This window comes from Rickettsia parkeri, assembly GCF_051427245.1.
In the GTDB taxonomy this organism is placed as follows: Bacteria; Pseudomonadota; Alphaproteobacteria; order Rickettsiales; family Rickettsiaceae; genus Rickettsia; species Rickettsia rickettsii.
Genome location: NZ_CP195774.1, coordinates 829864 through 854258 on the forward strand (window position 1 = coordinate 829864; position 24395 = coordinate 854258).

The window sequence follows — 24395 nt, forward strand, 5'->3', positions numbered from 1 at the left end:
ATTGCTTCATCAATTATTTCATAATTTCCTCGCAATGACTATTTTCGAGCCACGTAGGCAAGCCTTTCGCAGGAATGACATTAAGAACCATGCAATAATTAAAAAATATTATTCATCATGTTCGTGTTGATTACCGATTAATTCAAGCCCCATATCTTTTGGCTCATTATTGAAACAACAGTAGCAGCAATAACCAAACAAGAGTAATAAGGTTGCTTCCATTAAAAATAGGGTCAAAGCAGCATTACTAGAGCTTGCTAACTTCATATTCTGAAGGTAATAAATCTGTAGGGATGTCTTTGTTCATAAAACTTAGTTATTATGTTTACTATTTGTAAATAAAAAAACTCTATAACTTTGTCTATTAAAATTACATTTATTTCACAAAGTTTTAAGAGCAGGATAAGTAAATAATAATACATGGCATAAATTTAGACCGAAATGAACTATCACAGAGCATAAATATTTTGCCTGTTTTATAATATGCATAACCATAGAAAAAACCGCATATAGTGCTTAAAGCTATATATTCTGCCTTGAAAATATGTAATCCCAAATATTAAAGATGCTATAATAACAGCTAAAATCTGCTGTTCTGGTAAAAGATTTTGTAATGTTCTTTTAAAAAACCCTCGAAAGAATACTTCCTAAGCCATACAGACGAAAAAGAAATATTGTTGTAATGAGAAAAAATGTAGGTGATAGTTAAGAATGACATATAAACCTTTGTAAAAAACTATTTTTAATATATAATTATTTTTTAGCATTAAAAATAGAAAATTTATTAAATATAGAGATTTTTAATAAATAATAATTGGATTTTAAAAAGAAAATATAAAAGATAATCATCAAAAAAAACAATAAAATAATATATATATATATATGGGACGATTGTATGAAAGATATAGAATATTGGGAAAAAAATTTTGAAAGCTGTAAATATTCAGATCAATTAATCGAAAGGCTTTTATTTTTAAATACCCAAGTCAAACAACCTATCGATATTAGAGAAGTTCAAAAAGGTATTTATTATGCTCGTAAATATCATGGTGAGCAAATGCGTCAATCAGGTGACCCTTATTATTCTCATCCAATCGCAGTAACGATTATGGTAGCGGAATTTGTAGCAAAAGAAGTGCCTAAACTCTTTACTTTTAGAATGCTACAAGCTGCATTACTTCATGACACTATTGAAGATACTGAACTTACTGAAGAAATAATTAGCAATATTTTTGATGAAGAAGTAGCAAGGCATGTAGCAGGTCTAACTAGAATTAAACCTTGGGGCAAAATAAGTAGCGAGAAAAGTCTTATTTTATTAATTAAACAAAAAAGATACGATACTGCTCTTATAAAACTTTTTGATAGAATACATAATTTACAAACTTTGGAAGCAAAATCGCCTGAAAAAGCTCATAAAATAATTAAAGAGACATTAAAAAGCTTTTTAGTGTTAAGTGAAATACTTGAAATACCTTCAGTTTCAGAGCTTATATATGCTGAATGTTATAAAAATAATTTAAAATTTAATATAAATTCTACTTTTAATAAAATTATAAATTTCGGTTCGTTTCCATTTTCTCAAAATAAGTTACTCCCATAAAAAAAGTTATACCTACCGGAATGAAAATTAAAAATAATCCCCAATATCCTAGATAATTGGTAATATAAACTAAACCAAATGACGTTATAATATAAGTAAATAATTTTGCTATTGCACTTAGCATACTAGTATATGTAAATCTCTTAAAAACCGGAAAATATTTATAAAATATAGGAGCTGCTGGTACGTGATCAAATACGAATAATGCAGCTAAACATTGAAAAATAAAAATATATAAGGGAGTAGGGTTATAATTTAACATTATAGGAAAAAAAATGAGAGAGGTAAAAAATAGATATAATTTTACCTTTAGGATTTTTAAAGGATGGATTTTATAGCTAATAAATGCAAGACCGATAATACCGAGTAAATCTATTATAGATACCCAAAAATTTTGATTTATAATTTGACTTGGAGTAAATCCACATTCTCTTTTTAATATATCACCGCAATATATATATACGAAATAAAAACACGGTGGTCTAGCACACTGGATAAAGAAATACCAAATAGAAGTGGTGTTTGGAACTTTTTGATCTAGAATATCTTTGTCAATTTCTTCAAGCATAATATTATTTTCTTGAAGTCTTAGTTTTAATTGGTTTCTTTTATTTGAAAATGCCTCTGCTTCTTTTAAACTAGTCCTTGCAATAGTACCTACAAAAGCGATAGTTGCACCAACGAAAAAGGCTATACGCCAACTTGACTCATGGTGATAAATATTTTGATTAGTAAAAATTGATGCAATACCTAGTGCTACCGTAGTGCCTACGGCAGAAAATACGGTTATAATTGTTACTAATGGATATTGTATAGGAGGAGATGAATTTTCGGTTAAGTACAGCTCTGCACCTCGTGCTTCTGCAGTTGCTGACATACCTTGAATTATACGACATATAGTAAAAACCCAAGAGGCTGTTATACCTATCTGTGCATATGTTGGCATGCTGCCTATAATCACACAAGTAATAGCCATTAATAGGGTAGTTAAAACAACTACAATCTTACGTCCAAAATGATCGCCTATATACCCAAATATTAATGCTCCTATAGGTCTTAGCAAATAGGTAGAACAGAAAGAAAAGGCAGTAAGCAACGAAAAAGTGAAAGGATCATATTCCGGAAAAAATAAATTATTTAAAAGCACCGCCATATGCACATAAAGCATAAGGTCAAAATACTCTAGAAATGTACCTATAGAAAGTAATCCGACTGCTTGTTTTTGTTCTGTATTTAAACTTCTTTGTTCTTTTTCGTAGCCTAACATAACCTTTGTATATTAATTAGATTACAAAATAAGCTATACTGCTTTTGATTCAAAGTCAATAAAGGATTAAGAATTTTTAATAAATATTGTAAATATTTAGGTTTCGTAAAGTTATCTAACTTAAAATTTTCAAATTATCTATTTTTCTCTGAAAGCTTTAAATGCAGTATCAGTAACGGGATCAAGTAAATATCTAAGTAGTGTTCTAGTACCTGTTACGATTTGTACCTCAGCTTGCATACCGGGGTGTAATTCAAGATTTTTAACTTTAGCAACTTTGTTAAATTCATCCATATCGATTTCAACTCTTGCAACATAATAATTATCTTGCTGTTGTCCTGGATACTGTCTTTCATCTTGTACGATATCGGGAGATATGCTTACTACTTTACCGGTAAATGTTGGAGTTGTTCTTGATTTAAATGCACTGAAACGTATTTTTGCAACTAATCCCTCATGTACTGAGTCAATGTTTTTTTGAGATACCTTTGCTTCTATTATTAATGGGTCATTAGTTGGCGAAATTTCCATAATAGGTTGTCCGTGACTTATAACACCGCCTATTGTATGATATTTTAAACTATTAACTATACCGTCAACAGGTGATCTGATTATCACACGATTAAGCGAATCCGTTAGGGCATTATATTTTTCTTTAAGAGATGCGGTTTGTACTTGAGCTTCACGAAGCTCTGTTAAAGTCCGTTCAGTGTATTTATTTTGTTGATTTATAATTTTAATTTGAGTTTCGGTAATAGCATGGCGTATTCCTGCTATTTCGGCTTCAGTTGTTGCAACATCGCTTTTTGAAGCTGCAACTTTTGCCTCTTGGTCTAATAAGGCTGCTTTTTGTACAAAGCCTTTTTCTTTTAACGTTCTTAAAGCTTTTAAACGGTCTTGATAAACTTCAGCAGTTTTGGAGGCGGCAACTTTTTTTGCTTCTAAACCTTCAATTTTTTTCTCAAGTTGAGCAATATTTTGATGTAATGCATCTTTCTCTGAGTTATATACTTCTTTTCTAGATCTAAATAAATTTTCCTGCGTATGAATTATTTTAGCTACTTCCGGTAAATTGATATCCTGCATTAGAAAATCAGAGAATTCGATTTGTTCTAAATTATCACGTTCGGCAATTAAACGATTTTCAGTTGCTAAAAAATTACGGTACTGACCAAGAATATTTTCATGTTCGCTTTTTATTCTAGTTTCTTCAAGCTCTATTAATTTATCGCCTTCTTTGACTTTATCACCTTGCTTCACATAAATAGCATTGATTATTCCGCCTTCATGATGTTGAATCGTTTTTTTATTTGTGCTTGGCATTACGATACCGACAGCTACAGCACCACTATCAAGTGGAGCAAGAGCTGACCATAATCCACCTATTAATACTAAAAAGATCATAACATAAATACCGAAAAGTATAGGTGATCTTGCAGCTTGGGCTACGTTATTACGATCTTTATCGGTTTTCTTGGTAATAAAATTAACAAACCTATCAAGTTTTACTAATAAGAATTCTATAGCATGAGAGGTTTTCTTTAATGTAGTATTTATTAAAGCTTTACGTTTAGAACTTTGACCTTTAAGATTTAACGCATCTGCTCTTAAGGACAATAATTGTTTTAATTGTTCCGGAGTAATTTGAGGTTTATTGTGTTTTAAGTCCTGCATAATATTTAATCATTATTATATTTAGTCAGTATTGTTTGTATTTTGCGTCATTGCGAGGACATGATGTAGTAATTGACGAAGCAATCTTGATAGAATTCATGAGATTGCCAGGCTCACTAAAGTTCCCTCACAATGATGATTTGGAAGCCATGCAACAATGCCAATCAAGTCACGATATGACACTTTAGTTATTAATATGAATTGTACCGCTTTTTAAAGTTTTAAAGTGTTTTTGAATCTCTTCTTCCGTTCCGTAAACTGCAACGGCTCCATCCTGTAATATTAGAATTTTATCAACAACGGATAATACGGATGGTCTATGTGAAATTACAAGAACTGCTATTCCTTTAAGTTTTGCTTGTTTTAAGGCACTTGCAAGGGCAACTTCACCTGCCTCATCTAAATTAGCATTAGGCTCATCTAAAATGATGAGTTTTGGATTACCGTAAAAAGCTCTAGCAAGCCCGATACGCTGTCTTTGACCACCTGATAGATTAGAGCCTGCAGGACCGATATCAGAATCATAACCGTCAGGGAATCTTAATATCATTTCATGAGCTCCGGCTATTTTAGCTGCTTCAATAACTTTTTGCGGATCGGCATCTTCTTCCATTCTAGCTATATTTTGTTTAATACTACCGCTAAAAAGTTCTATTCCTTGAGGAAGATAGCCGACATGTCTACCGAAATCTTCTCTATTCCAACGATAAATTTCAGCACTATCTAAACGTACGGAACCTGATGATTCTTTCCATACCCCGACTATGATTTTAGCTAAAGTTGATTTTCCTGTAGCCGAAGGACCGATAATTGCTAAAACTTCGCCCGGTTGTACTGCAAAACTAACGCCTTTTAAGATATATTTCGGTACGGGAGGTTGCGGTAAATATTGCGGTATAGGGTGAGCATAATAAATATTTTCAACAGTAAGATGACCATCAACGTTCGGAATTGGCATCGTTTCGTCTCTAGAAGAATAAGTGTTAAATAAATTATTAATGTTTTTGTATGATTTAATAGCACCGCTCATACTTTTCCATAAATCAATAGCATTATCGAAAGGAGCAAGAGCTCTACCGACTATGATAGAACTCATAATCATATTACCGGGAGTCATATCTGCACTGTGAGATTTTACAACAATGTAAGCACCGACTCCGGTAACAGCCATTTGCATTATATTACGGATAAACCTTGAAAAGTTAGAAATAACACTGTTACGATAGCTAGCAACCGATTGCTTATCAAGTGCTAATATGTTAAATTTATGCCAATTTTTTGTAACATTCTTCATCATTCCCATTGCTTCAATTGCTTCTGCATTTCTGTTTGCAATATCGGCTTGTGTCATACCTTTTATCGAAAATTCGGTAGCTTCACCAAGTGTTTTATTAGTAGCTGCAGCGTTAAAGAAAGCGGTTGAAACTATTATAATTGCACCAAAAACGGTAATAAGACCGATATATGGATGAATTGAAAAAATAACCGCAATATAGATAAGGCTCCAAGGGGCATCGAATAAAGTATTAATTCCGGTACTTGTTAGGAATGTTTTGACGGCTTGAAAATCACGTAATAATTGGCTAGAACCCATATTTGCTCGTGTTGCAGCTGCAGAAATTGAAGAAGCAAAAATTACGGGAGCTACTGTTCTATCAAGCCATTCTCCTACCTTTATAAGTGTAAAAGAACGAGCAATTTGTAATAATCCGTAAACAAAATAAATATATGCGATTATTATTGATAAAAATAATAATGTTTGTAGATTACCGCTTCCAAGGACTCTATCAAGAACTTGTAGTGAGTAAAGAGGAGTAATTAACATTAGTAAGTTGATTACAAAAGCAAACCAAAAGACTATCCAAAAAGCTGTTATACATTCGCCTAATGCTATTACTAGTGGGTTTTTTTTATTTAGATTATTATTTTTATTATCCATATTAGTTATTATTATAAATAATTATTAATTAATTCTTCAGCAATTTGAACACTGTTTAAAGCTGCTCCTTTACGTAAGTTATCACATGTGATCCATAGATTTATCGTATTATCTCTACTTACGTCATTTCTAATTCGGGAGACATATACGGCATCTTCGCCTACCACTTCAACGGGTGAGATATACGCAAGGTAATTATTATTAGAAATTGTAACAATTCCATCGGCATCTTGTAATATTTCTTCGACTTCTTTGGCATCAATTTTGTCGTTAAATTCTATGTTAACCGATATAGAATGACCGATAAATACTGGTACTCTAACAGAAGTAATGCTAGCTTTAAAGTGATTACCTATAATTTTGTTTAGTTCAGAAGCAATTTTTGCTTCTTCACTTGTATAGCCATCTTTATTTAAATCACCTATATGAGGAAAAAGATTAAATGCAATCTGTTTTGGAAATTTCTTAGGATCATTCTCTCCAAAAACATATTTAGATTTTGTTTGGTCGTAGAGTTCGTCCATTCCTGCTTTACCTGCTCCTGATACTGATTGATAAGTAGATATCACTACTCTTTTAATCTTTATTTCATTATCTAGCGGTTTTAATGCTACTGCAAGCGGAATGACGATACAGTTAGGGTTAGCTATGATATTTTTAGTATTAAACTCTTTAAGTGTTGATAAATTAACCTCAGGTACAATTAACGGCACTTGATTATCAACTCTAAAAAGTGAGGATTTGTCGATAACTACACAATTACTAGCAGTAGCTTTTGGTATAAATTCTTTTGACACTTCTGAACCTGCACAAAAAAAAGCAATATCGATATCGTCAAAATGTAAACTTTTTAAACTATTAATTTGTAGTATTTTTTCTCCAAAGCTTACTTTCCGCCCTAGAGAGCTATCTGAAGCTATAGCATAAACTTTATTAATGGGGAAATTACGCTCAGCTAGAATATTGAGAGTTTCACGCCCTACATTTCCTGTAGCTCCGATTACTGCAATATTGTATTTTTTAGTCATTATTTATTAATCCGATGAGTTTTTCACCTCCGATAATATGGAAATGGAAATGAAAAATAGTTTGTCCCGATTTCTCGCCTTTATTAGTTATTAAACGATAACCGTCTTTATCTAAACCCGCTTCATTTGCTATATCAGAAAGTTTAGCAAAAAAATGTTTTATTTCGTCTATAGAAGCTTTAGAGATGAAATCGGCATAATCTATATATTCGTTTTTAGGTATAACGATAATATGTACAGGTGCTACGGGTGCTATATCTTTGAATGCTAAAATTTGTTCGTCTTCATAAATTATTTCTGCCGGAAGATTTTTACCTATGATTTTTGCAAAAACATTTTCTTTGTTATACATCATTTTATTCCTGTTAAAAGCTTTATTGTATGGCTTAATTTTCCGTCATTGCGAGTAAAAAATGTAAGTTTTGACGAAGCAATCCAGTAAGAAATGCTAATTTTAGCATTTCTTTAATTTTTTTCTGGATTGCCGTGCAGTCTACGACTGCTCTCGCAATGACGATTTAATATGTATGAAACCACGTTGCTGTTAAACAAGCATACTACGTTTTAGAAATTTTAATTCAGCTTCAATTCTAGAGTTGGCAATTATTATATCTTCTAGTCGGTAATTATTTCTTTTTAAATAATTTTCTCTAATATCTGAAGCAAAAAAGCCGAAGCCTAATATTAAGACTATCTTAAATATAAACTTTAACTCTTCGATATTAATCGCCGTAACGATTATATTCGCTATTACGGCAATAGCAACAATTAACCACATTTTATGGTATAATGCCCAAAATATACTTAAAAGAGCTGCTATCCATGAAAAGCCTTCTGCAATAACAATAAAATTATTATTTTTTTGTGTGGAGTTAATGTATATTGCGTATATATTCATTATTTAAGTTTAAGCCTTGAAAATTCAAGGGACAATAATTAATTAAATTGGATTAGTCAAGTATACTCAAGTATACTCTGGATTAGTCTAAGTATACTCGTTTAATTTGGAAAATTGGCTACGTCGTTTTGGTAAGTCCTCGGGTGCTCACGTATTAATATACGCTCCGCTCCTCGGCTTACAGACTCCTTGCTCTTTTCCAAATTAAACTTCGTCTATTCGTCTACTTAACAGTAATTCTAATAGTACTTAATTAACAACTTAATATCAATAAATTTTATATTATGTCAGATAATTTATCCTTACACGGTACAACAATACTTTGTTTAAAAAAGAACGAAGAAATAATTATAGCAGCAGATGGACAAGTCTCGCATGGTAATACCGTACTAAAATCTACAGCACGAAAACTTCGGACTATAGCAAATAATAAAATTATTGCCGGTTTTGCGGGTTCTACGGCTGACGGTCTTGCGTTATTTGAAAAGCTTGCAGTAAAGATAGAGCAACATAAGCATAATTTACTTAGAAGTGCAGTTGAGCTTGCAAAAGATTGGCGTAGCGATAAATATTTGAGACGTTTGGAAGCAATGATGATTGTTGCTGATCGTAGTCATATATTAATTTTAACCGGTAACGGTGATGTTGTAGAGCCTGAAAATAATGTTGCAGCAATAGGTTCAGGCGGTTTATTTGCGCTATCTGCCGCTCGCGCTCTAATGTCTTACGAGAATAATTTAACTGCTGAAGAAATTGCTTTAAAATCTATGAATATAGCTGCAGATTTGTGTGTATTTTCTAATCATAATATTATAATGGAAAAAGTTGTATGAAAGCTACTAAAACTACTTATAAAAAAGACCCTATGGGGCTTACCCCTTCTCAAATAGTGAATGAACTTAATAGATTTATCGTAGGTCAAGAAAAGGCCAAAAAAGCTGTTGCTATTGCACTTAGAAATCGTTGTCGTCGTAAAAGAGTAGAAGGTAATTTACGTAATGAAATAGTACCGAAAAATATTTTAATGATTGGTTCAACCGGTGTCGGGAAAACGGAAATAGCAAGACGCCTTGCAAAACTGACTAATTCTCCTTTCTATAAAATTGAAGCAACTAAATTTACCGAAGTCGGATATGTAGGGCGTGATGTAGAATCAATAATTCGTGATTTAGTCGAAATAGCCGTTAATACTGAAAAAACTTTAGCAAAAACGAAAGTAGATATTCATGCCCGTGAAAAAGCGATCGAGAGAATATTAGATAGTTTAGTAGGTAAAACTTCTAGTAGTGAGACTAGAGAAAAGTTCAAAGAAAAAATTTTAAACGGCGAACTTGATGATAAGGAAATTGAAATTAGCGTAGCTGATACTACACCTGTCGGCGGTGGAAGTTTTGAAATACCGGGTATGCCGGGAGCATCTATGGGCGTTCTTAATCTTGGCGATATGATTGGACGAGCCCTTGGCAGTAGTAAGACTAAAACAAAAAAAATGCTAGTTAAAGATGCTATGGCTATTATTATACCTGAAGAATCAGAAAAATTAATAGACCAAGAAAAAATTATTCAGCAAGCTATAAATTTAGCTGAAAATGACGGTATAGTTTTTATTGACGAAATTGATAAAATAGCTTCAACTGGTAGTTCCGGAGCAAAAAATGCCGAAATAAGTAGAGAGGGAGTGCAAAGAGATTTGCTACCTTTGATAGAGGGCACGACGGTTAATACTAAATATGGACCGGTTAAAACCGATCATATATTATTTATTGCTTCCGGTGCTTTTCATATTGCTAAACCTTCTGATTTATTACCGGAGTTACAAGGAAGGTTACCGATTAGAGTAGAATTAAATTCGCTTACCAAAGATGATATGATTAAAATATTGCTTGAGCCTGAAACTAGTTTAATAAAACAATATTCGGCGTTAATAGGTACTGAAGATGTACGTCTTGAATTTGCTGCTTCTGCTATTGAGAAGATAGCGGATTATGCGATCACCGTTAATTTAGAAGTCGAAGATATAGGGGCTAGAAGGCTGCATACTATACTTGAGAATTTGCTTGAGGATATAAGCTTTGAAGCTAGCGAAATGAAAGGCAAAAAAATAACTATCGATGATAAATTCGTAGAAAATCAATTATCAAAAATAATAACTAATCTCGACTTAGCTAAGTTTGTTCTATAGTACGTTTTTCAATCAATGGTTAAGGTAAGATTGTTATTTTTCATCATTACGAGGCAATTACGTCAGTAATTGACGAAGCAATCTCAGGAGTTTGTTATTATTTCATGAGATTGCCACGCAGCCTATGTCTGCTCACAATGACGATTTAGTAGTATTCATGCAATAACATCTACAACCTAGCAAAATAGTATTTTAAGAAAAATTTCATGATAAGGCATATAGCAAGTCTAACGTGTTAAAGCAGTGTTATCTTCTATAGGGCTTGCACTACATACTAAAAAGATTTTAATAAATTTAGTTCTGGCAGATTTAGTAAAAGAAGGAAGCCACTTCGATCTTGCGATTGCTTGTACGATACTTACCGCAATGAATATTTTATCTGAACTTGAAATTGCGGAATGTTGGATAATAGGAGAGCTATCATTAGACGGTTCAAGCTTACCGGTAAGTGGAGCTTTACCTGCAGCGATTGGGGCTTCTGTTAGAGGTAAAGGTCTTATTTGTTCAAGTAAAAACAGCTCGGAAGTTGCTTGGTCGGGTAATGATAATATACTTGTTGCAGGTAATTTAATTGAACTAGTAAATCATTTTAAAGGTTCACAAGTTTTAACTCCTCCGGAAGCTAAGCTACAAGATGAGCCGATAAATTATCCCGATTTTAAAGATATAAAAGGTCAAAAAATTGCTAAACAAGCTTTAGAAATTGCAGCATCAGGTGGCATAACCTTTTAATGTTTGGTCCTCCCGGAACCGGTAAATCAAGACTTGCTGCCTGTCTTCTCAGTATACTACCTAAAATGTCTACAAAAGAAATTTTAGAATGTAGTACGATTACAAGTGTTGCAGGAAAATTTTTAGACGGTAAACTTACCAAAGCAAGGCCGTGTAGAACTCCACATTATTCATGCTCATTGGCCGCTATGGTCGGTGGCGGTGTCGGAAAAAAAGTAAAGCCTGGGGAAATTACGCTAGCTCATAACGGAGTATTATTTTGAGATGAACTACCTGAACTTCCACAGCAGGTTATTGATGCATGAAGACAGCCTATTGAAAACGGTGAAATACTAATCTCACGATCAAATGCTCATATAAAATATCTGGCAAATTTCCAGTTAATAGCAGCTATGAATCCTTGTAAATGCGGTTATTGAGGCGATTCTTATAAAGAATGTATGAAAGCTCCAAAATGTGCTAGCGACTATCAAATGAAAGTATCGGGACCTATTATGGATAGATTTGATTTGCATATAGAAGTATCTAGTATTAATGTTTATAATTATGACTTGATTGTAGATAACTCTGAGGAAGAATCTGAATATATAGCTGCAAGAGTTGAGAAAGTAAGTTTAATTCAAGAAAAGAGATATGAGTACTATAATAAGTTTTGATTACGCTATAAAATATTTATTAAGAGATAAAGGGGATTATGAAATAGTTGAGGGATTTATTTCGGCTATTCTTAAAGATGCTGGTTATAGTGCTGTTAAAATAAAAGCTCCTTACTAGAAAGTGCCAGTAATAAAGAAAATGATAGCTTAAAATCTAGCGTAGCAGATGTCATTGTGGAAGATGAAGAAGGACATAAATATATAGTAGAAATAGATAAATCCTATACAAATCTTTTTATGCATAAAGCTTGTTTTAATTCTAGTAGATTAATAGTTGATAGTATTTCTAAGAGCGAGGATTATTCTACTATAAAAAAATATTTCATATTAATTTATTGTATTTTCCTTTTGATAATATGAAAGCACCTTTATATCACGGTAAGACTATTTTTAGAGAAGTTGATAAAAAACACCCTATGCAATTTTCTTTGGGAGATATGAGAGGTAAAATATTTGATTTATATAATGTATTGCCAGAATATGTTGTAATATCAGTACCATTATTTAATGATGTTATAAGAGATGAATTGGATGAATGGCTATATGTAGTAAAACATTCTGAAGTTAAGAAAGATTTTAAATCACCATATATGAAGAAAGTAGCAAAACGTCTTGATATACTGAAGATAACTCCTAAAGAGCAAATAATTTATCATGCCTATATGAATAAAAGCTATAAAGAGCGTGATTATATAGTTTCTGCTGAAGAAAAAGGTAGAGAACAAGGTATGGCAAAAGGAATAGAGGAGGGGAGGAAAAAAGGTAAACAAGAAGGTGAAGTTACAAAAAGTATAAAAATAGCAACAAAGATGTTAATGAAAAAAAACTCGATAGAAAAAATACATGAGATTACTGAAGTATCTATAAAAGAAATATAGCGATTACAAACAGAAATTGAGAACCTTAAAAAATAACTATCTTTAATGACAAAAATTTACTTTATAGCTGGTGAGGTGTCAGGAGACTTTGTAGGTGGTCGTATAATGCAGCATTTAAAAAACAATACAGGAGTACAACTCAATTCACCTGTATCAAGTTTTGTGAATGACGCTGTACAGTTTGTTGGTGTTGGCGGCAAATATATGGAGGAAGCCGGTAGCTTTAAAAGCTTATTTCCTATTACTTCCATAAATTTAATGGGTTTTGTAGAAATTTTGCCTCATATTTTTAAGCTTAAAAAATTAATTGATAAAACTGTGGAGGATATAATAAATAGTAAAGCTGATTTATTAATTACCATAGATTCACCAGGGTTTACTTATCGTGTGGCAAAGCGAGTAAGGAAACTTTTACCAAAGCTGAAAATGATTCATATCGTTGCACCATCAGTTTGGGCATATAAAGAGGGTAGGGCAGTAAAATACGCTAAAATTTATGATTGTTTATTTGCTTTACTACCGTTTGAACCTCCATATTTTACTAAAGTCGGTCTTGATTGTAGATATATAGGTCATCCGATTATGGAGCAAGAGTTTTATAGTGATAAAATAGCTTTACGTGAAGAGTTTAAAATAGATGAGAATGAGAGAGTTTTGTGTGTTACTCTTGGTAGTAGGAAGGGTGAGATTCTAAGGCATTTATCGGTTTTTGTTTCTTCTATTGAAGAAATATTCAAGAGTTGTAATAATCTTAAAGTTATATTTACTCTTGCAAATCCTGCTCATGAGGCAATAATAAAACCGTTTCTAGAAGATGTTAAGTTTAATTATTTATTTTCAAGTGAGAGACTTAAAACTTATGCTGTTGCGGATGTAGCTTTAGCAAAATCCGGTACTAATACTTTAGAGATAGCAGCTTCCGGTACTCCTATGATTGTGGCTTATAAAGTTAATCTTATAAGCTTTTTTATTATCAGGCTATTGATAAAAATAAAATATGTTACGTTGATAAATATTATAGCCGATAAAGAAATAGTTCCGGAATTTATCCAATTTAATTGCCGAGCTAATCTTATTAGTAATAAGCTTCAAGAGTTATTATTTAATTCTAAGAAAGCTTATGAGCAGGTAATAGAAAGCCAAAAAATTTTGCAGCAATTAGGATTTAAATCAAACCGATTACAGCTAAATTCAGAAAGTTTTAGACACGATGAATTTAAAGGCAAGCTAGCTAGGTGTACAAAAGTACGTGAACACAGGCTTAGCTTGGAAAATTCGCTTGTATCAAGTGATCGAGATGACGCTGTACCTTCTTATATAGCTGCAGCAATTATTAAACAGGAGTTCTTAGAACCTAAAATAAAGTTGTTAAAAGAGAAAGATTAGTACTTGAAACCGGTGGTCCACAACATTTTCTGAATTATAATAAACATTAATATTAATATAATAACAAAATATATTTCCATGTTTTTTCTTATAGTATTAATTTGTTTCATTAAAATTTTTAAATCATTGGAAATTTTTTTGTATTCCTCATTGTTATCAGAACGCATTGTTGTCAAGAAACCGGATAAGTTTCCTAACTTATTTTGTAAAGCTTTTAACCTTTCAGTCTGTTCTTCGTGTTTTAGATCGGTATTGTGATCTTGTATCATAATATATAATGCCCATTATAAGATCAGTATTAACGCCGGTATAGTAAATATGCACTATGAATAAAGATGTATATTTTTTGTTTGTAATAAAAATTCTAACTTTTCATTTTACAGGAGTATACTATTGTTATAGTAAATTGGTTTGCGTTATTAATGTGTTGCTCATTAGTTATCTCATTTTAATTACCAAATATTAAAACTATTGATTGATTTAGCACAAACTATATAATTTAAATTTAGCAAAAAGTTAGTTTTACTATATGTTATTTCAAATGTCAAGAAAAAAACCACATTTCATGGTAATTATTTTTATCAATATTTCTAAGCCTTATAAAAATAATAGTTATTATGTTAAACAACCTATTAAAAACTAAACTTTTTTTAGTTATAGTATCTCTAACTATATTTATTACTTTGCTAAATTTTAGTATATTTTATATTTTTGTGCCGGGTGATCTTACTCAAAATAAAACGATAATTATTGAACCTAAATTATCCGTAAATCAAATAGTTACAAAACTTTATTCTAAATGAAGTAATCAAATATCCAAGAATTTTTAAGGTAATTGCTAAAATTTATTCTATAAAAAGACCTCTTAAAAGTGGTGAATATGTGTTTACTCGTAATATATCGCCTCTGCAAACTTTAAGAATATTAGCAAGCGGTAAATCTATAATACACAAGATAATTGTCCCGGAAGGTACGGTAGTTAGTGAGGTTATAAAGAAAATTAATGAAGAAAGTCGATTACTTGGAGAAATAAAAGGGATAATACCTGAAGGTTTTTTAATGCCTTCCACGTATTTTTTTTCTTACGGTGATCAAAAAGAGCAGATAATTGATCACATGAGAAATTTAATGTCTGCTAATTTAGATAAAGTAATGCAAAATCTTGCACCGGATTCTCCATTAAAAACTAGACTTGAGGTATTAACGCTAGCTTCGATAATTGAAAAAGAAGCCGGCTCAAATGCAGAAAAGCCTATTATAGCAGCAGTATTCATTAATCGTTTAAAGAAAAATATGAAGCTACAAGCCGATTCGACTACTATATATGCTTTGACTGAAGGAAAATTTAAATTAGCAAGAGCTTTAACAAAAAAAGATTTATTGCAAGAACTACCCTATAATACTTATTATATAAAAGGTTTACCACCCGGTCCAATTTCTTGTCCGTCGTTAAAATCTTTAGAAGCAGTGGTAAAATCTGCTAAAACGGATGCATTATTTTTTGTAGTTGACGGTAAAGGCGGGCATAATTTTTCTAACAATCTTAATGATCATAATAGATTTGTTGAAATTTATCGAAAAAGTTTGATTAAAGTACCTGAGCCGGCAATTGATCCTGAAAAACCATCTACTCGATGAACTTCAAAATTGGCTGCGTCGTCTTATAAGAGCTGTGGTGCTTATGTATTAAGTATACGCTCCGCTCCTTGCCTTATAGACTCCTTACTCTTTTTGAAGTTGATTTGCGTATATTTTTATCTACTTAAGGGATGTTATCATGAATAATAGTGAATTTAGTAAAATAGCCGAGACAACAATTGCATATATAGCAGAAAAGATAGAAGAGCAGGATAAAGAAGCAAGTATAGATGTAGATTTACAAGGCGATATATTAAATCTTGATACTGATAAAGGGGTATATGTAATAAATAAACAAAGTGCCGCCAAAGAAATTTGGTTGTCGTCGCCGGTTAGCGGTCCTTATCATTTTTTTTATGAACAAGGCGAATGGACAAATAGAGCAGGGCTTGAATTAATGGCTATTTTAACTGAAGAACTTAATATTAAATTTGATACTCGCCACACTTGAAAAATTAGCAACAATGTCTTTGTAAGACCTCGGATGCTGAACGTTTAATATACGATCCGCTCCTCGGCTGACAGACCGGTTACTCTTTTCCAAGTTAAACTTCGTATCACTACTCTTCATTTTACTTCGGAGTATATATGAAAGATTTTGAAACTGCCGATAGTGCCGAAAAAGTTTATGATTTAATAATAAAAAATGCTCCTACTCGTGCATCTATATTCATTGATGTTGACGATACGCTTATAACTCCTAAATCAAAAACTTTTAAGCAGCCGCCTTATAATCAAATAATTGATAGAATTAAGGAAAATAAAAGTAGTTATGACAATTATGAGGAAATTATCAGTAATTGGCGTTTGCAGCGAAAAGTAATATTAATTGATGAAGAGTGGGTAGAAGTTATAAACAAGCTCAAGGAAAAGTTTTCGGTTTATGGTCTTACACAAATGAATACGGGAGCATTCGGCAATATTCCTTCTATGCAAGATTGGCGATATAAAGAACTAAAAGAGCTGGGTATCGAATTTTCAGATAATGAAAAATTAGCAATTTATAATTCAGGACAAAAGGATGATGCTATTTTTTATAAAGGTATATTTATAACCGGTAATCACTCAAAAAGTGGTACTTTATCAAAATTTTCTGAAGAGCTAAATGCTAGTTTATTGTATTTGTTGATGATCGTGCGAAGCATATTGAAGATGTAGGAGATTATTGTAAAAAGAATAAAATAGTTTTTTTAGACATTTTATTTGACGGGCTTAAAAATTTAACAGGCGAACCTGATCCTACACTTGCCGAATTTTAAGAATCATATTTAATAGAAAACGCTAAATAGCTTGAAGACATAGAAGCTTATGGGCTAATGGTCAGGCAGTAATAATTAAATAGAATACATGCATACAATAGATATCGTCATTGCGAGCAGCCATATAGGCGGTGTGGCAATCCATAAAAAATAATAAAAATTCTGTAAATCAGAATTCTAATTTCAAATCTAGTATCCGCAAATACTTATAGGCAGATACATTACAAAATAACACCTTTGTCTAATACGTCTGTTTCAGCTATCAAAGTTGAGACGGAAATAATCGGCAATATGAGTGGTGAGGTTGTTTTAGATTTACCCTATGCATGGGCAAATGCCTACATATTACAAGCAAATCAAAAATGTTAAGCTAGAATATCCATTGGAAAATTACAGTTTAGAAATCAAGACTCGAATAAAGCTATTTTAAATACGGGAAAAATCAATATTATTCGTTTAAGCTACGCAATATATCAAAAAACCGGTAATCCTTGTGATATCCACGAAGCAATAATTAGACAAAATTTAATTCATTCATCGGGTTATGGGCTTTTTGCTACTTCCGGTGATCTAAATGGAAATGATATAGTAGCGTTTAACATTGAATGGAATAATATTCCTGATAGTTGGGAAACAATATCAGATTATGGTCTTGGTAAAAGCGTGAAATTTAAAGCTATGCCGATTGAATTATATAGTGCAGTTTATGCAGCGGGTGATTTACGTGTTTACAAAATTGTCGATCAAAAAAATCCTGTATATCTTTCGTTACATGGTCAATTTGATTTTAAAGATTAAGAAATAGCTGCTTATATAAATAAAATTATCAAGGGACAAAGAACATTTTTCCATGATAATGATTTTCCTTATTATCTACTAAGCTTAATCGAGGGGAATCAACCTAGACATATAGGCAGAACGGGCTTAACTCATAGTTTTACTGCATTTATTCCTCAAGGTTTGGACAAAACAGGATTATATAACGTTACTTGCTCATGAACATCTACATAATTGGACAGGGAAGAAAATACGTAATAACTTAGAACGATTAAATTATTGGTGGAGTGAGGGATTTACCGATTATTATAGCAGGGTTTTAGCCTTACGTTCTAGTGTTATAACGCTTGAGGAATTTGTAGAAGAATTTAATAAATTCTTTGAGAATTATTATTTATCACCTGTTATAAATGAACCTAATAATTTAATCGAAACAGATTATTGGCAAGATTATGTAGTACAAAGATTGCCATATTATCGTGGATTTGTTTTGGCACTTTATTTGGACAATTTCATTAAAGAGAATAATAAGAGTAAATCGCTGGATAATGTTATGCTTGATTTATTTAAAACCTCAAAAGAACAAGAATTTTCAAGCGATTATTTTAAAACAATAGTTAAAAATTATGTTCCAAAGGGCATAGATAAAGAGATAAACGAATATATAGAACAAGGTAAAACTATAGATTTAGCTAATGTTGCTAAAAGTGCTGCCGATCGAGAAAATAACAATGTGGGCATATGATCGTGGTTTTGATAGAGATGCTTTAATAAATAATTATACAATAAAAGATATTGACGAAAATAGTAACGCTTATAAATCTGGACTTAGAAACAGGGACATAGTTATAAAATATGATTTTCCTAAATGGGGTTCTCCTGATCAGATAGTTACAAGCAACACAATTAAAGGCGAGTTTCAATTTAGACCTGAAAGTGCTAATAAAAAAGATATATACGGGTTCAAGCCTACTTTGTCTAAAGAAGATAAGCTAAAAATCAAAAAGTTTTTTAACAGCTAAAACTTCTTTTTGCCTTAAAGTATTATTAATTTTTTAATTATTTATTAATAATATCCATTGACACAACAACATTTAAATTATAATTGCGTCACGATTTAATTTTAAGGGGAACAATCATGACAAAAAACTATACGGGGCCACAAATAAATGGCGGAAACGTCAATTACAATAATAATGATTGTAAAAACTTCAAAAAAAACATCTAGTTACTTTGACAGTGCTACAATTCATTTTCAAAATGCTACCAAAGCTGCGACAGATTTCACAATGTATGTGCTACCTTAGCAACGGAACATGCTATTAATGTGATAGAAAACGGTGCAAAAACTGTATGTTCCGTTCAGGGTTGTGTTTCTGATGTGAACAACTCTAATTATTCTGTTGTATCTACATTTGCTCAAGCAACTGTAGCAAGCCTTGCAACTTTTGCTTATTACAATCCTCCGGTTTTTATCGGTGCTTTTACATTAGGAGCAATTTTAATTTCGCCGTCCGATTAAAAAATACAGTAAAAGCAGGACTAACTGCAGGATATGTAGCTTATGAAACTGTGGGAAGGTTTAGTAGCAGGAACAGCAGGTATAGTTTCTCTGATTGCCGATAATATTTACGGTGATACCGCAAAGCTTGCCGGTGCTATTAATACTCACATGATAGAGTATTATAATTAAAATATTGTCATACTCAATTGTCATTGCGAGGAGTTGCATGGTTTCTATGTCATTCCCGCGAAAGCAGGAATCTAGTAAAACATATAAAAACTTGTTTTTATATGTTTATTTTACCAAATATACAATTTTTGTACCAATAAGATTATTTTTACTGGATCCCCGCTTTCGCGGGAATGACATAGAGAGTCACGCACTAGTTAAACGCTTTATTATCTCTTCTCTATCAATCAAAGGTAAAACGCTTGCGATTTCCGGTCCTGATTCTCTGGCGGTTAAAGCAAGGCGAAGAGGTAAAAATAACTCCTTACCTTTCCTGCCTGTTCTATTTGTTATTTCTTTAGTCCAAATGCTCCAGCTATCTTTAGTGATTTCACCTTTCGGTAATAATTCTGCTGCTTGCTTTAAATAGTCCTTATCTAAATTTAGATTTTCTACATTCGGAGTTTGATGGCAAATGTCCCACCAATCTTTTACATCACGTAATTTTTGCAAGTTAGAACTTACCGATAACCAAAAATTTTCATCAATATACTCGGCATCTATTTCTTTAAGGCGTTCTTTTACTGTATCAAAATCTAAACTTATAAGTAATTTATGATTTAATCTTTCTAAATCTTCCGGCTGATAGATAGTTGGACTTTTAGAGAAACTACTTATCTCAAATTGATTTGCTAGCTTCTCCATTGATTTATAAGGCAAGATTTGTGCTGATGAACCAAGTAAACTAAAAAAGCTAGCGATTGCCATAGCTTCGATTCCGATTTCTTTTCTAAGAGTTGCGATCTCAAACCCTCCAACTCTTTTAGAAATTTTCTCATCTTTATTGATTATTAAACTTAAATGCCCAAAAGTCGGAGGAGTAGTATTTAAAGCCTCAAACATTTGCATTTGAATGGCGGTATTGCTAACGTGATCTTCACCCCTAATAATATGAGTAATATCATAATCAATATCATCAATAACTGAGCATAACATATAGGTCATACTACCGTCTGCTCTTATCACTATTGGGTCGCTTAAAGCCTTGCCGTCATATTTAACTTCGCCTTTGATCATATCATGCCAGCTAATCGGTTTATGATTTACCAAAAATCTATAATGCGGTTTTCTTCCTTGTTCTATATATTTCTTTACTTGCTCTTCAGTTAGATTTAAGCTAGCTCGATCATAAATCGGTGGTAAACCTTTAGATAATTGAAATTTACGCTTTAATTCTAGCTCTTCAGGAGTCTCATAGCAGGCATATAATCTTTTTTTGTCTAGTAATAGATTTTTGATTGCATCATATCTACTTAAACGACTTAATTGATTAAATGTCTGATCCCAATTAATATTTAAAAATTTTAGATCTTCCTCGATAGCGTCTTTATATTCCTGTTTACTACGCTCTAAATCCGTATCGTCAAATCTTAAAATAAACTGTCCGTTATGCTTCTTTGCATATAGCCAGTTAAGCAATGCTGCCCTGATATTCCCGACATGTAACATACCGGTCGGTGACGGAGCAAATCGTGTTATAACTTTTGTCATAAATAAGTAATTTTATTAATTGTCATCCCGTGGCTTGACCACGGGATCTTGTATCACAGCCTGTGTCCTGAGACCCCGTGATCAAGTCACGGGGTGACACTAAACCATTTACGCCTGTTTCTTCTCTAATTTCGCTTTATTCTCTTCAATTAGCTTCATCGCATCATCTAAGCTTAAATTTAGAAAATCATATTTTTTTTGCACCGAAATAAATTGATCCATATATTTTATGTAAGGACCGAATTTACCGTATCCTATCATAATTTCCTCGTCGCTATCTTTATGAATACCTATTTTTAGCGGTAAGCTTAGAAGCTTTAATGCTATATCAAGTGTAATATCATTTTGGTTCAAACTAGCAGGCACGGGGCTACGTTTCGGCTTTACTTTGCCTTCTTGTTTGCCAAGTTGAATATAAGGTCCGTAAGGTCCTTTTTTCAGATATATTTCTACTCCGTCTTTATCCGTACCTAAAACTTTATTCTCATTAGGCATAGCGGCAGGCTCGCCTTCATTCTCGTTGTTATCGTTACCGCTAACAATAGATTTTCTAAAAGTACATTCAGGGTAATTACTACATGCTAAAAACGCTCCGAACTTACCAAGCTTTAAGCTAAGCTCGCCCGTGTTACATGAAGGACAAATTTTAGATTCTTTATTCTCACCGAACAGGTGATAATCAAGGGCTTTTTGTACATAGCTAATAATCTCGGTTATTTTCTGCTCGTTTACTGATTCAATATTATGGTTAAAACCGCTCCAAAAATTATTTAAAGCAGCTTTCCATTCAAGTTTGCCGGCTGCTATTGCGTCTAATTCGTTTTCAAGTCCTGCAGTAAAATCATATTCAACGTATTTTTTGAAGAAACCGACTAAAAATACCGTTACCAAACGTCCAAGCTCTTCAGGTATAAATCGTTTTTTCTCAAGAGCAACATATTTTCGATCTTGTAAAACCGATAAAATACTAGCATAGGTCGAAGGACGACCGATCCCAAGCTCTTCAAGTTTTTTCACTAAACTTGCTTCTGAATATCTTGGAGGCGGTTCGGTAAAATGTTGATTTGGAATAACTTCTTTAGTTTTCAGCTGCTCTTGTTCTGTTAAAGGCGGCAGCATTTTATTTTCTTCTTCAGCTTCATCGTCCATACTTTCACGATAAACCTTATAAAATCCGTCAAAGGCTATAGTCGATCCGTTTGCTTTTGCCAAATATTCTTTATTTTCCGAAGCTAAATTTGCAACTACCAAATCCATTATAACATTTTCCATTTGGCAGGCTATAGTTCTTTTCCAAATCAACTCATAAAGCTTATAATAATCCTTGTCTAGCTTTTCTTTTAAGCTATCAGGAGTATAAGTAATATTTGTGGGTCTTATTGCTTCATGAGCTTCTTGAGCATTTTTTACTTTGGATTTATAAATTCTAGGGCTAGTCGGTAAATATTTATCGCCGTAACTTTTATCGATTAACTTACGTATATCTGCTATTGCATCATTTGATAATGTAACGCCGTCGGTTCTCATATAAGTAATAAGCCCTATAGTTTCCTTACCTATATCAACACCCTCATAAAGTTTTTGTGCTATTTGCATAGTCTTTTTAGCATTAAAACCTAATTTTCTTGCTGCTTCTTGTTGTAGTGATGAAGTAATAAAAGGAGGTTGTGGTTGACGTTTTTGTTGTTTTTTTTCTATCTTATCAACATGAAATTTTTGAGATTTTAATTTTTTGGTTAAATCTTTGGCGTTTTTTTCGTTAATAATTGAGAATTTTTCTAACTTCTGATCGTTTACGTGAGTCAATTTAGCAGTAAATAGTTCGTTATTACTATTTTGCATTTTAAGGCTAATATCCCAATATTCTTCTGACTTAAAACGCTCTATTTCATCTTCTCGCTCACATATTAATCGCAGAGCCACGGACTGCACACGTCCTGCCGATTTACATCCCGGTAACTTACGCCATAAAAGAGGTGAAAGGGTAAAGCCGACTAAATAGTCTAAAGCTCTTCTTGCTTGTTGGGCATTTACTAAGTTAGTGTCAAGTTTCCTAGGGTTTTCAACGGCATGAATAATTGCTTTTTTAGTGATTTCGTTAAAGGCTATCCTTTTGAAAAAATCATCGGATTTAACTTGATTCTTTTCTTTTATTACCTCTGCAACATGCCATGAGATAGATTCACCCTCACGATCAGGATCGGTTGCAAGATATACTGCATCAGCTTTTTTAGCATCTTTAACTATGGCATCTACATATTTACCGGCTTTATCGGAAATATCATATTTCATTGCAAAATTTTCATCAGGTAACACCGAGCCTTTTTTAGAAGGTAAATCTCTAATATGACCGAATGATGCAATGACCTTAAACTCATCACCTAAATATTTATTTATCGTTTTTGCCTTTGCCGGCGATTCTACTATTACTAATTTCATCTACTTATTATAAACTAATGATATTTTATTACCGGCGTGACGCATTACTGTCCCGGCGAATTCTAATTCTAATATTACCGTATATATGGATAGGAAGCGGTAATTCTATTTCTTTTTGTAAATATTCCAAGTCTATTATGGGTACTGCCGATAATAATTCCAATATAGCAAGCAGTACGCTCCTTTTGTAACGGTTCTTTAACATATCTCGTATTTACTGTTCCTAGCTCAACAAAATCCTTAAATAATCCATCATCTTTTTTCATAAATTCTTCATATTGCGGTAAATTAGCTACAATATCGTCTACTGATTCCACTAAATATGCTCCCTCTCTAATCAATTTATTTGTACCTTGACATTTTGGATCTAAAGGAAAGCCGGGAACGGCAAATATTTCCCTATTTTGTTCAAGTGCAAATTTTGCAGTTATTAATGAACCGGATTTTAAGCTTGCTTCTACTACCACTACTCCTAAGGCTAGTCCCGATATTATCCTGTTACGCTGTGGAAAATGTTTTCCAAGCGGGGTAAAGCCGATAGGTAACTCATAATATTAAACCTTCTTCTGCTAAATTTTCAAATAGTTTTTTATTTTCCGGTGGATATATATGATCAATACCGCCTGCAATAACTCCGATAGTTTGAGAAATTGCAGCTTGATGTACGCTGCTATCTATTCCTCGTGCTAACCCTGAAACGGTTATATAACCTTCTTTTACTAAATCATTTGCAATTTTATGCGCAAAGCTTCTTCCGTTTGCAGCAGCGTTTTTGTACCTACTATTGCAACACATTTATATAGTATGATTTAATAA

At 32.5% G+C, this 24395-nt stretch carries 29 protein-coding genes and 4 pseudogenes; 19 read left to right on the forward strand and 14 right to left on the reverse strand.

What is annotated here, in order from left to right; all coding sequences use genetic code 11:
- Nucleotides 1-108: 108 nt before the first annotated feature.
- Both ACSFFC_RS04710 and ACSFFC_RS04715 read right to left on the reverse strand, forming a co-directional pair.
- A pseudogene (locus ACSFFC_RS04710) lies at nt 109-307 on the reverse strand (hypothetical protein).
- A gap of 169 nt (nt 308-476) precedes the next feature.
- The gene (locus tag ACSFFC_RS04715) at nt 477-587 is read right to left on the reverse strand and encodes a hypothetical protein (RefSeq protein ID WP_331270838.1); all 111 of its coding nucleotides are present in this window, start codon (nt 585-587) and stop codon (nt 477-479) included.
- 308 nt (nt 588-895) lie between these two features.
- Here ACSFFC_RS04715 and ACSFFC_RS04720 point away from each other — a divergent pair, with 308 nt between their 5' ends.
- Nucleotides 896-1603: an HD domain-containing protein gene (locus tag ACSFFC_RS04720; RefSeq protein ID WP_014410553.1), complete on the forward strand. Its 708-nt coding sequence runs from the start codon at nt 896-898 to the stop codon at nt 1601-1603.
- Here the strand turns inward: ACSFFC_RS04720 and ACSFFC_RS04725 are convergent.
- The 7 genes from ACSFFC_RS04725 to ACSFFC_RS04755 all read right to left on the reverse strand — a co-directional run bounded on the left by ACSFFC_RS04725 (nt 1554) and on the right by ACSFFC_RS04755 (nt 8612).
- A complete protein-coding gene (locus tag ACSFFC_RS04725) occupies nt 1554-2870 on the reverse strand; it encodes an MFS transporter (RefSeq protein WP_045817005.1) in 1317 nt (438 codons plus the stop codon). The genes ACSFFC_RS04720 and ACSFFC_RS04725 overlap by 50 nt on opposite strands.
- 138 nt (nt 2871-3008) lie before the next feature.
- Nucleotides 3009-4544, reverse strand: a complete 1536-nt coding sequence (locus tag ACSFFC_RS04730; protein ID WP_014410555.1) for an HlyD family type I secretion periplasmic adaptor subunit — start codon at nt 4542-4544, stop codon at nt 3009-3011.
- A 184-nt stretch (nt 4545-4728) separates the two neighbouring features.
- The gene (locus ACSFFC_RS04735; protein ID WP_014410556.1) at nt 4729-6483 is read right to left on the reverse strand and encodes a type I secretion system permease/ATPase; all 1755 of its coding nucleotides are present in this window, start codon (nt 6481-6483) and stop codon (nt 4729-4731) included.
- Nucleotides 6484-6494: 11 nt separating this feature from the next.
- Entirely contained in the window at nt 6495-7511 is a 1017-nt protein-coding gene (asd, locus tag ACSFFC_RS04740; RefSeq protein WP_014410557.1) for an aspartate-semialdehyde dehydrogenase, read from the reverse strand.
- Nucleotides 7504-7863: an HIT domain-containing protein gene (locus ACSFFC_RS04745; protein WP_012150637.1), complete on the reverse strand. Its 360-nt coding sequence runs from the start codon at nt 7861-7863 to the stop codon at nt 7504-7506. Before ACSFFC_RS04745 ends, asd begins: the two co-directional genes overlap by 8 nt.
- 192 nt (nt 7864-8055) lie before the next feature.
- The gene (locus ACSFFC_RS04750) at nt 8056-8409 is read right to left on the reverse strand and encodes a DUF2628 domain-containing protein (protein WP_004996102.1); all 354 of its coding nucleotides are present in this window, start codon (nt 8407-8409) and stop codon (nt 8056-8058) included.
- Nucleotides 8410-8510: 101 nt separating this feature from the next.
- The gene (locus ACSFFC_RS04755) at nt 8511-8612 is read right to left on the reverse strand and encodes a palindromic element RPE5 domain-containing protein (RefSeq protein ID WP_014410558.1); all 102 of its coding nucleotides are present in this window, start codon (nt 8610-8612) and stop codon (nt 8511-8513) included.
- Between the two features lie 81 nt (nt 8613-8693).
- On the opposite strand from ACSFFC_RS04755, the gene hslV reads away from it, so the two are divergent.
- The 8 genes and pseudogenes from hslV to lpxB all read left to right on the forward strand — a co-directional run bounded on the left by hslV (nt 8694) and on the right by lpxB (nt 14243).
- Entirely contained in the window at nt 8694-9242 is a 549-nt protein-coding gene (hslV, locus tag ACSFFC_RS04760; protein WP_004996101.1) for an ATP-dependent protease subunit HslV, read from the forward strand.
- Nucleotides 9239-10591: an ATP-dependent protease ATPase subunit HslU gene (hslU, locus tag ACSFFC_RS04765; RefSeq protein WP_004996100.1), complete on the forward strand. Its 1353-nt coding sequence runs from the start codon at nt 9239-9241 to the stop codon at nt 10589-10591. Before hslV ends, hslU begins: the two co-directional genes overlap by 4 nt.
- 243 nt (nt 10592-10834) lie before the next feature.
- A complete protein-coding gene (locus ACSFFC_RS04770) occupies nt 10835-11323 on the forward strand; it encodes a magnesium chelatase domain-containing protein (RefSeq protein ID WP_041472198.1) in 489 nt (162 codons plus the stop codon).
- Nucleotides 11323-11979: pseudogene (locus ACSFFC_RS04775) on the forward strand (ATP-binding protein). Before ACSFFC_RS04770 ends, ACSFFC_RS04775 begins: the two are co-directional and overlap by 1 nt.
- Nucleotides 11957-12097 carry a hypothetical protein gene (locus tag ACSFFC_RS04780; protein WP_014410559.1) on the forward strand — a complete coding sequence of 47 codons (141 nt, stop codon included), beginning with the start codon at nt 11957-11959 and terminating at the stop codon, nt 12095-12097. The pseudogene ACSFFC_RS04775 and the gene ACSFFC_RS04780 overlap by 23 nt, the downstream one beginning before the upstream one ends.
- A gap of 53 nt (nt 12098-12150) precedes the next feature.
- The gene (locus ACSFFC_RS04785) at nt 12151-12339 is read left to right on the forward strand and encodes a hypothetical protein (RefSeq protein WP_231282997.1); all 189 of its coding nucleotides are present in this window, start codon (nt 12151-12153) and stop codon (nt 12337-12339) included.
- Nucleotides 12315-12857, forward strand: coding sequence for an RpnC/YadD family protein (locus tag ACSFFC_RS04790; RefSeq protein WP_014410561.1), 543 nt, complete (start codon nt 12315-12317; stop codon nt 12855-12857). The genes ACSFFC_RS04785 and ACSFFC_RS04790 overlap by 25 nt, the downstream gene beginning before the upstream one ends.
- Nucleotides 12858-12902: 45 nt before the next feature.
- On the forward strand, nt 12903-14243 hold the full coding sequence (lpxB, locus tag ACSFFC_RS04795) for a lipid-A-disaccharide synthase (RefSeq protein ID WP_014410562.1): 1341 nt from the start codon (nt 12903-12905) through the stop codon (nt 14241-14243).
- On the opposite strand, the gene ACSFFC_RS04800 is transcribed toward lpxB, so the two are convergent.
- Nucleotides 14240-14512 carry a hypothetical protein gene (locus ACSFFC_RS04800; RefSeq protein ID WP_004996088.1) on the reverse strand — a complete coding sequence of 91 codons (273 nt, stop codon included), beginning with the start codon at nt 14510-14512 and terminating at the stop codon, nt 14240-14242. The two genes, lpxB and ACSFFC_RS04800, sit on opposite strands and share 4 nt — an antisense overlap.
- 348 nt (nt 14513-14860) lie before the next feature.
- Here ACSFFC_RS04800 and mltG point away from each other — a divergent pair.
- From mltG to ACSFFC_RS04850, 10 genes and pseudogenes are all read left to right on the forward strand, one after another.
- A pseudogene (mltG, locus tag ACSFFC_RS04805) lies at nt 14861-15881 on the forward strand (endolytic transglycosylase MltG).
- Between the two features lie 139 nt (nt 15882-16020).
- Nucleotides 16021-16332: an iron donor protein CyaY gene (gene cyaY / locus ACSFFC_RS04810; protein WP_014410564.1), complete on the forward strand. Its 312-nt coding sequence runs from the start codon at nt 16021-16023 to the stop codon at nt 16330-16332.
- A 137-nt stretch (nt 16333-16469) separates the two neighbouring features.
- The gene (locus ACSFFC_RS04815; protein WP_014410565.1) at nt 16470-17039 is read left to right on the forward strand and encodes a DUF2608 domain-containing protein; all 570 of its coding nucleotides are present in this window, start codon (nt 16470-16472) and stop codon (nt 17037-17039) included.
- On the forward strand, nt 17027-17140 hold the full coding sequence (locus tag ACSFFC_RS04820; protein ID WP_269208368.1) for a hypothetical protein: 114 nt from the start codon (nt 17027-17029) through the stop codon (nt 17138-17140). Before ACSFFC_RS04815 ends, ACSFFC_RS04820 begins: the two co-directional genes overlap by 13 nt.
- A gap of 237 nt (nt 17141-17377) precedes the next feature.
- Nucleotides 17378-17509: a hypothetical protein gene (locus tag ACSFFC_RS04825; RefSeq protein WP_261763533.1), complete on the forward strand. Its 132-nt coding sequence runs from the start codon at nt 17378-17380 to the stop codon at nt 17507-17509.
- 658 nt (nt 17510-18167) lie between these two features.
- A pseudogene (locus ACSFFC_RS04830) lies at nt 18168-18251 on the forward strand (M61 family metallopeptidase); the annotation flags it as partial.
- 168 nt (nt 18252-18419) lie between these two features.
- On the forward strand, nt 18420-18662 hold the full coding sequence (locus tag ACSFFC_RS04835; RefSeq protein ID WP_231564149.1) for a hypothetical protein: 243 nt from the start codon (nt 18420-18422) through the stop codon (nt 18660-18662).
- A complete protein-coding gene (locus tag ACSFFC_RS04840; RefSeq protein ID WP_045798662.1) occupies nt 18649-18939 on the forward strand; it encodes a hypothetical protein in 291 nt (96 codons plus the stop codon). The genes ACSFFC_RS04835 and ACSFFC_RS04840 overlap by 14 nt, the downstream gene beginning before the upstream one ends.
- A 305-nt stretch (nt 18940-19244) precedes the next feature.
- Nucleotides 19245-19439 (forward strand): hypothetical protein, encoded by a 195-nt coding sequence (locus ACSFFC_RS04845; protein ID WP_014410568.1) that lies wholly within the window; start codon nt 19245-19247, stop codon nt 19437-19439.
- Between the two features lie 42 nt (nt 19440-19481).
- Nucleotides 19482-19610: a hypothetical protein gene (locus tag ACSFFC_RS04850; protein WP_014410569.1), complete on the forward strand. Its 129-nt coding sequence runs from the start codon at nt 19482-19484 to the stop codon at nt 19608-19610.
- 186 nt (nt 19611-19796) lie between these two features.
- On the opposite strand, the gene gltX is transcribed toward ACSFFC_RS04850, so the two are convergent.
- The 4 genes from gltX to ACSFFC_RS04870 all read right to left on the reverse strand — a co-directional run bounded on the left by gltX (nt 19797) and on the right by ACSFFC_RS04870 (nt 24374).
- Complete coding sequence (gene gltX, locus ACSFFC_RS04855; RefSeq protein ID WP_014410570.1) at nt 19797-21140, reverse strand: glutamate--tRNA ligase; 1344 nt, start codon at nt 21138-21140, stop codon at nt 19797-19799.
- Nucleotides 21141-21248: 108 nt separating this feature from the next.
- A complete protein-coding gene (gene topA / locus ACSFFC_RS04860; protein ID WP_014410571.1) occupies nt 21249-23579 on the reverse strand; it encodes a type I DNA topoisomerase in 2331 nt (776 codons plus the stop codon).
- 74 nt (nt 23580-23653) lie between these two features.
- Nucleotides 23654-24118 (reverse strand): DNA-processing protein DprA, encoded by a 465-nt coding sequence (locus tag ACSFFC_RS04865; protein WP_331270839.1) that lies wholly within the window; start codon nt 24116-24118, stop codon nt 23654-23656.
- Nucleotides 24119-24125: 7 nt separating this feature from the next.
- Nucleotides 24126-24374 carry a DNA-processing protein DprA gene (locus ACSFFC_RS04870; RefSeq protein WP_014410573.1) on the reverse strand — a complete coding sequence of 83 codons (249 nt, stop codon included), beginning with the start codon at nt 24372-24374 and terminating at the stop codon, nt 24126-24128.
- Between the last annotated feature and the right edge of the window lie 21 nt (nt 24375-24395).